This window comes from Arthrobacter sp. B0490, from assembly GCF_002929355.1.
In the GTDB taxonomy this organism is placed as follows: Bacteria; Actinomycetota; Actinomycetes; order Actinomycetales; family Micrococcaceae; genus Arthrobacter_D.
In genome coordinates this window covers 1-7530 of the sequence record NZ_PJIR01000029.1, presented here as the reverse complement: position 1 = coordinate 7530, position 7530 = coordinate 1, and the positions used below count along the sequence as shown (strand labels likewise).

The window sequence follows — 7530 nt, the reverse complement described above, 5'->3', positions numbered from 1 at the left end:
GGACAGCCACGTCCGGACACAACGTCCGTAAGCTGAACCAAAGGAGTGGCAGGTGCCCTGGACGGGGGTACCTGCCACTCCTTCCTTTATCAAGCGCTAGTACCCCGGGTGGGACCTACCGGTGCTTCGCCTAATGGTTTACCCGCAGGTGGACGGCTTTGAGCTCCACCCCTCGGGCTCCACCCGCCCACAGGCGAATGACCGATCCCGGGCTACGGCCGACGTCGTGGACGCCGCCTTCAACCGATTGCCATAATCAGCCACTACTAGCTGCCACTCCCAGATCGATCGCTTCTATCGGTTCCTGGGTCACGTTCTTATGCCCTGGCAGCGAGGAGGCTGTACACATCCACCGCTCACTCGAGGTGAACTACCCCGGGTCGGCAAGGTGGGGGTGTGCAGGCGCGGCATTGGCTCCTGCTGTCCATGGGTATGCGGGACAAGCAGCGGAGCGCAGGGAGCTTGTGCCATGCACCTGTGGACAGGAGGACAGCTGCGAAGCCCTCAAAGAGCTCGTTCTCACCGCGCCCTGGCTTGTTGCTATCAGCGACCGCGCAGGGACCAGAAAAGGAATGGCAGAGAAAATGTTGGCTCCCCCTTTTTCAGGGTGACCGGTCAAGACATCGTTGGCCCGCGACGTCCGCGGCTGACGATGGCTATGGCGACGCCGAGGATGATGGCGACGATGCTCAAAGCAGCTATGACCACCTCGCGCACTCCGTCGCGCATGTCGGGGCTCCGTTCGGGCGAGGCTGCTGCGTCCCGTGGCTGCTGAACTGGGTTGGCGTCAACAGTTGGCGCAGGAATCACTTCCATGGGCGACCCGTTAAGGGGGACCGGATTGGTGAGGACCGAGCCGTGGGCAGGGCCTGCGCCGCGCTGAACTGCACCCGGTAGTGTCGCGCGGGAATCGTCCGACTCGACGTTCACGCCAGCCGGTGGTGCAGGTAGGAGCTGATCCGGATTCGCAGGAGGCTCGGCGACGGGGGAAGTCACACGATTTCTCGATGCAGGGGTTGCGGCGGTCGCAGAGGGAACAGGGACCATATCGGCATCAGGGGCCGGACTCACCAGACTGGGCTCAACAGGTAACGACTCAGTCATAGGGGCCGGGGCTGGTATCTGGGTAGGAGTGGTGGGCACAGGTGAGGGTGTGGGAACGCCGGGATCTGGTGGCTGTTCCGTTGGCAGGTCTGTGGGTGCCGTGCCCGGCGGGTCAGCTGGTGGGTCAGCGGGTGGTGTCGGTGGTGCGGGGTCCTGCAGTGCGGCAGGCGAGGGATCGGCAGTGCCTTGGTTCTGATTTTGCTGACTGGCTGTAGTCGACGCTACGGGTGTGGGGTCGAGGGTTCCTGCGAGGGCTGGTGCTGAGCCGAGGAGAGAGAGGTGTGCCGCGGTCAGGATGATGAGCGGTGTTGACCATGCAACGTGACGACGCATGGCTGGATCCTTCCGCATTTTCTAGGGGATGGGCCGTCACCAGATGGCGGGCTCAGTTTGGTTCGATTAGGGGACGAGGGTGGCGTAGATGACGTAGTTGTCGTCGAATTCGCCGGTTTCGGGGTCGTACCCGTCGCAGGTGATGAGGCGTAGTTCGGCTCCCGCGGTGTTGCCGTACACCTTTTGGGTGGGGAACTCGTTTTTGGGGTATTGTTCGCCGCGGTTGAAGGTGAACGTCGCGGTGCTGCCGTCTTCGCGCAGTACCTCGATGGTGTCGCCGGTGGTGAGGGAGCGGAGATTGGCGAAGATACCGGGTCCGCCGTCGGTGGCGTTGACATGTCCCAGCAGGACTGCGGGCCCGCGTTCGCCGGGGGTGGGTGACTGGTTGTACCAGCTCGCTGGCGCGCCAGGCCCGTCCGGGGGCACCTCCAGGGATCCGTTCTCCCGCAGCCCGGTACTCAGAAGGTCCGATCGGGCACCGGTCGAGGGAATGGAAAAGGACACGGGCACTGATGCCGGCAGGACTGCCGGCGGCTCGGGTGCGGGCGGTGTCTCCGGCGCCGGCGCCGGCGCCGGGGCACTGGTCGCTGGTGGCGGTGTGGCCACCGGTGCAGCCGAAGCCGAGCCAGCCGATGTGGTTGAGGGTGTTGCCGTCGGTGCTGCCGAGGTGCCAGTAACGGTGCCGGTGCCGGTGTCGCTGTCGGTGCTGGTGGGGGCGGAGCAGCCGGTGAGCAGTAATAGAGCGACCGCCGTAGACACCAGGTGGTGTTTGCGGCGGTCGCTGGGTGAGCTGATCATCAGGTTTCTTTCCGTAGTCCGATCAGATCGTTCTGCTGAGACTGCTGGTGGTGCTGTTATCCGTTACGGGGCGGATGGGTTGGTGCTGGTTATGCGTTGTTGCGGCGGATCATGTAGGTTCCGCCGGCTGCTGCTGCCAGGACGAGTCCGCCACCGAGGGCGAGGACGCCGGTGTTGGAGCCGGTTTCGGTGGCCACACCGGTGTCGGCGCCGCCGTTAGGCATGGCGCCCATCTGCTGCTCGACGAGGACGCCGCAGAGTGCCGGCGAGGTCGCGCCGAGGGGGAGGGAGGGCTCCAGGTCGCTTGGTGCGTTGAAGGCTTCGGCGGTGGCGGTGACCGTGGCGGGGTCCAGGCCGTGGACGACGACAACGGCGGTGCCGGCGGCGAGGGACTCCTGGGTGGCCTTGTCGAGGGTGATTTCGCGCTGGATGGTGTAGGTCCCGCCCTGGCCGCCCAGTGCCAGGTTCAGGCCCTCGGCCGGGGTCGTGGCTCCGGAGGTGGTCAGCGTGGTGAGGATGCCACCGTAGGACGCTGCGCCGTCGGTGGTGCTGAGGATGCCGTCGCCGTTGGCGTCAGCGGCGGTGGTGGGGCACTGGCCGAGTGCTCCGCCGTGGATGTGCTGGACGTGGGGGTACGGGGCGTCCATGAAGGTCTGGGCGAGACCGGAGACCTGCAGGTTCACGGTCGCCTTATCGCCCTTGACGTCGAGGCTGATGGTGCCCGTACCGGTCGTGCCGCTGAGCTGGCCCAGGGTCGAGGAGTAGGTGCCGTCGTGGGCGGCCATGGCCGGCGATCCTGCCATAGCGACAGCGCTGATGGCGAGGGCCGGTACTGCGAGGAAACGCATCTTCTTGTTCATGGGATCTATGTCCTTCACTGTGCGATGAGAACGAGTCCGGATCCGGATTCGCGCTGACTGTGATTCGGAGCACAACGCCGCACGGATGGCTGCCCCCAACAACCCAATTCCCCCAGAATGTTTCGGCGCGTCGTTGTGCCTTTTCCTGCCTGCTCACCATAAGCACGCACCAGTCACAATAGATAGCTTGCGTACCACCTTGGGTACACCCGGTAGCACGAGCAAGGCCCCGTGCTATAGGTCGTACAGTGCCCTCCTACCTCAGCGGAATGTCGGCGCCTTATGCCGGCCAACTGGGGGAGGCTGGCCCGGTTGATTCGATCGGGCGGCAGAAAACGGACGCACGAAACCCTCGGCGGTTGCGGAAGAAATGTAGGAGGACTGCCGGAGGCGATGGCGTCGGTTTGTGCTTCAAGGCCCGCGGTTGAAGGGGATGAACACGTCGAACGCGCCCGGATAAGAGGCGGTTACCAGAGGGTAAACTTTCGCGGGTGTTTCACAGGACTCGCCTGTACAGTCATCCCCATCTTCACGTGCGAGTGGGGACTGACCCGGTCCGCCGGGTCCGAGCGTCGACGAACCTCAAAGGGACCTCCATCCCGATGTTCGCCGGCGCTCCTCCATTTCCCCAGCAGCCCGTATCTCCGGCAGCCCGTATCTCCGGCAGCCTATGAACAGGGGGCGCTCGACCCATCCCTCGTCGCCGGTGTGACGAAGCTCATATGTCGGGGTTTTGGCATCGGTGGCTCATCTCGGAGCTGTCGCCAGTGTTGGTGCTTCCCTAGTCGCTCCGGCGGAGGGCACGATCATGATCACCCGCAAAAGCATCCTCAGTACTGTTGTGGCCGGCGCTCTTATCGGAGGGGCCGGACTCGTCGCGGCAGGACCAGCGGTAGCCGCTCCCGCAGCGACTCCTACGACCGCTTCTGTGTCGGTCCCCAGGATGACGATAGGCCAGATGACGATCACGATCACCAATTTCGAGTACTCCGGCACCGGCACCATCACCCCGGGTTCCCAGATCACCGTCACCAACACCGACACCGAAGTGCACACTGTCACCGCCGATAATGGGGCGTTCGACGTCACCGTGCCGGGAGGCGCAACGGTGACCTTCGCTGCACCCTCGGAGGGCGGCACCTACAGTTTCTTCTGCAAATTCCACGCCAACATGAAAAGCTCGCTGACCGTCGCCGCAGGAGCCGCGGCACCCACACCAGCAGCTCCCATGACACCAGCGCCGGCTCCCTCCTCCGCGCCCGCTGAATCGGGCACGAACGGCATGTCCGATATGGAGGGCATGGATCAGATGGACGCGGTTCCCCGGGGAGGCGCCGACACCGGAGCCGAGCAAACCACGAACGACTCCAGCACCTTCCTCCTCGGCGGCGGACTCGTCCTCGTCGCCCTGACCGGCGGAGCATTCGCCGTACGCAGGCGTACCACCGGCTAGTAGGACCACCGTCCCGGTTCTGAGCCTTTCGCGAGCGGGTCTCCTGCTTTTCCCGATCGGATTGCAGTGGGATCCCAGCGTCGGACGAAGTTACCCCCGGGACGCGCCACTGCGACCGGCTTGTCTCCCACCAGAACCGTGAACGCTCCTTGGAGGAAATGATGAAGACCACCCAACATGTTCTACCCGCGCTGGTACTTGCTGCTGCTGTTGTGATGGGAACTGTCGCCTGCTCGTCGACCACCGAGGCGCCAGCGGTCAAGGCATCAACAGCACAGACCCAGCCGGCTGATACCGCTACGTCCGCGGCGGCAACCCCCACTACAGCCCCGACTGCGACCCCGAGTACGGCACCGACTGCGGAGGCATCAGCTGGTGCCGGTATGTCGGAGTCCGCCGAGGCCGCGCCTGCCGAGGAGGCAGTAATCACGATCGTGGACTTCGAGTACCAGATGCCCGACAGCATCGCCCCGGGCGCTGAGGTGACGGTGGTCAATGAGGATGATGCTCCCCATACGGTCACCGCCGAGGGAGAGGGCGCGTTCGATGTGGAGGTAGGTCCAGGCGAAACGGTGACTTTCACGGCCCCTGACGAGGCAGGCGAGTACGAGGTCATCTGCACCTACCATCCCGAAATGTCCGGGACGCTGGTCATCGGGTGACCCTCCACGACGTGCCCTCGAGCAACGGTCGTCACGGCGCCGACAAGCGATCTATGGTGCTCGTGATGGTGCTGCGGGTTCTTGTGGCGGTCGCGCTGATCGTCAGTGCGCTCATCCATTTACAGCTCGCTGCAGGGTTCCAGCAGGCAGCACCCTCCGGGGTAGGAGGCGGCAATTTGTTCAGGATCCAGGGTGCCGTAGCTGTCATCGCCGCCCTGTATGTCCTGGTCAGGGGAACACCGCGGTCCTTCCTGCTCGCCGCACTGGTAGCGCTGGCCTCCCTGGTAGCTGTCATCGCCTACCGGTACATCCAGATCCCGACCATCGGGCCCATCCCGTCCATGTATGAGCCCGTCTGGTACACCACCAAAACACTCACCGCCCTCGCCGAAGCACTTGCCCTCATCCTGGCCCTGACCGCCTACACCCTCCACCGGAAGTCACACCGCTAACCAGGGATTCCACAGGTAGACGAGGGCCTAGGCAACAAAACGGCCAGAACATAACGGCCAGGAAACAGAACGAGGGAAAGCGCGTCACCCTGTGCATCCGTGCGCGGTTGTGCGTATGTGCTCAGGTGGGGAGCTGGGCTCCTGCTAGGAGCAGGAGGTCCGGTCCACGGTGATGTTCAGCGGGTGTGCGACGGAGTACTCGCGGTCCGGGGAACTGAACTGGACAGCTACGTTCTCGGCGGTGCCCCGGTCTGCTGATTTCTCCAGGGCGACCTTCACGACGATGTCGATGTGCGCGTCGGGTTCGAAGATGAACCCTTCGACTGGCACCGGTTCGACGTCGAAAGTGCTGGGCTCGGGCTCGGTTTCGGCGGGGGAAGGGATTGCTTCATGCTCGGCATGAGGTGCCGTTCCTGGGGCTGCGCCGTGATTGCCGTGGCCTTCTTTATTGGCGGGTGTGACGTCGACTGACACGACAGTCAAGCCCTCCGGGGAACCCAGTGTGATGTCGGAGAAAGTGAAGGTCTCCAGCGTCGGGTTGTGCAACAGCAGCGTGTACTGCTGGAAGCTCTTCTCCGGCTGCACCCCGCACAACGTCGCGCCGTCCTTCGCGATACCTAACGGATCATCGCCCCACGCACCCCCCGCCGGCCCTCCGCCAGCCGAGCTTTCCTCCGAGGGTGTACTCGAATCGGGCCCGTCACCGCCAAGCTCGGTGCCACCAGATGCACCAGCATCAGAACCAACCGGGTCCGGTGTGATGGTGGGCGCTGACGAGGACCGGTCTCCATTCACATTCAACGGGTTCTCATCGACGGTTCCACACCCGGCAGTCATCAGGGCACACACCATGACCGACAGGACAAGCCCGGTCCTACGTCGTTGTATCGGGCCCACAGTAACCTCCAAGATCGTGTGCTCTGCGTCCCATAGGCCGCTCACGCCACATCGCATCCACCAAAGGGATTCCGGCCAGGCCAGATGGCCCTGTTGCTTGTCGTGTATTCGTCGCTGGCGGTCCATCAGCTTGGTGTGCCCGGCGCGCGACAATTCCACTGAGGTGCGCCCGCCCCATGTAAGCAGGCCGACAAGAAAGCAGCCCTGACATGCGCGGAAGCCTTTGGTTCTACCAACTTTCGGGATGACCTGCTCAAAGTCACTATCCCCTTGTTAATCCTGTAGGGAGACCGCGACGTTACCGTTCCGCTTCGTTCCGTTCCGTTCCGTTCGAAGGTTCGCGCCGAGGAACCGACGCGACCCTGCCCGGCAGTGACCTGCCCGCCATCAAGGGAGGACCCCACGGGATGCGATGTCAGCTACCCCGACAATTGGGGCCAGGCCCTGATCACGTTCCTCGCCGCATAGGGACTCAAGGGGTTGACCCAAACACTGGTGGACACGGCAGACATGACTTCCGGTGATGTCCGCACGACACTGCAAGTGCCAACCCCACGGAAAAGGTTCGGTGGACGCACATCGTGCCGGGCTTGCACCGGATGGCGGCAGTGTGTCTGCTGTTCCGATATGCGCGACTGGACAGCGAGCCTTTTGGGGCTCGAGTGCCTCCGGGTCAGCGGCATCTCCCGTTCGCACATGTCACTTCCTGCCTGAGACAGCAGTGCGGCCCCGAATGATTTCGGGGCCGCACCGGTACCGGTGGTATCGCGAGGGTGGTATTGCCGGTTAGTTCATCATCGGTTCGGTTCGGTGCTGTTATGCGCGCGCGGTCGTGCGCTTGTGGTTGCGTGTGAGCAGCAGGGCCAGGGCGATCATGCCCACGCCCAGGAACAGGTGCAGCCAGTTGTCCGCACCGTTGAGGGGTACGAAGTTGCCGGCGGACTGCTGGTCGATGACGAGGCCGTAGACCC

General features: G+C 64.0%; 7 protein-coding genes. 3 read left to right on the top strand and 4 right to left on the bottom strand.

Annotated features, from left to right (window positions below; genetic code table 11):
• Positions 1 to 1503: 1503 nt before the first annotated feature.
• The gene (locus CXQ97_RS20470) at positions 1504 to 1941 is read right to left on the bottom strand and encodes a class F sortase (protein WP_258062771.1); all 438 of its coding nucleotides are present in this window, start codon (positions 1939 to 1941) and stop codon (positions 1504 to 1506) included.
• A 383-nt stretch (positions 1942 to 2324) separates the two neighbouring features.
• Positions 2325 to 3095 (bottom strand): CHRD domain-containing protein, encoded by a 771-nt coding sequence (locus CXQ97_RS18335; RefSeq protein ID WP_104182328.1) that lies wholly within the window; start codon positions 3093 to 3095, stop codon positions 2325 to 2327.
• A gap of 958 nt (positions 3096 to 4053) precedes the next feature.
• On the opposite strand from CXQ97_RS18335, the gene CXQ97_RS18330 reads away from it, so the two are divergent.
• The 3 genes from CXQ97_RS18330 (at position 4054) to CXQ97_RS18320 (ending at position 5662) form a co-directional block, all read left to right on the top strand.
• A complete protein-coding gene (locus CXQ97_RS18330; RefSeq protein ID WP_181035151.1) occupies positions 4054 to 4548 on the top strand; it encodes a cupredoxin domain-containing protein in 495 nt (164 codons plus the stop codon).
• A gap of 158 nt (positions 4549 to 4706) precedes the next feature.
• Complete coding sequence (locus tag CXQ97_RS19685) at positions 4707 to 5210, top strand: cupredoxin domain-containing protein (RefSeq protein WP_146069725.1); 504 nt, start codon at positions 4707 to 4709, stop codon at positions 5208 to 5210.
• Positions 5207 to 5662 (top strand): hypothetical protein, encoded by a 456-nt coding sequence (locus CXQ97_RS18320; protein WP_258062770.1) that lies wholly within the window; start codon positions 5207 to 5209, stop codon positions 5660 to 5662. The genes CXQ97_RS19685 and CXQ97_RS18320 overlap by 4 nt, the downstream gene beginning before the upstream one ends.
• A gap of 144 nt (positions 5663 to 5806) precedes the next feature.
• Here CXQ97_RS18320 and CXQ97_RS18315 read toward each other — a convergent pair whose 3' ends face one another.
• Both CXQ97_RS18315 and CXQ97_RS18310 read right to left on the bottom strand, forming a co-directional pair.
• The gene (locus tag CXQ97_RS18315; protein ID WP_104182324.1) at positions 5807 to 6247 is read right to left on the bottom strand and encodes a hypothetical protein; all 441 of its coding nucleotides are present in this window, start codon (positions 6245 to 6247) and stop codon (positions 5807 to 5809) included.
• Between the two features lie 1128 nt (positions 6248 to 7375).
• A partial coding sequence (locus CXQ97_RS18310; protein ID WP_146069724.1) for a DUF4383 domain-containing protein occupies positions 7376 to 7530 on the bottom strand: 155 nt, incomplete at its 5' end.

What these genes read in the sequence shown, in the direction of transcription:
- CXQ97_RS18330 (WP_181035151.1), top strand. Translation starts at nt 4,054, where the DNA reads ATGACGATCACGATCACCAATTTCGAGTACTCCGGCACCGGCACCATC.
- CXQ97_RS19685 (WP_146069725.1), top strand. Translation starts at nt 4,707, where the DNA reads ATGATGAAGACCACCCAACATGTTCTACCCGCGCTGGTACTTGCTGCT.
- CXQ97_RS18335 (WP_104182328.1), bottom strand. Translation starts at nt 3,095, where the DNA reads ATGAACAAGAAGATGCGTTTCCTCGCAGTACCGGCCCTCGCCATCAGC.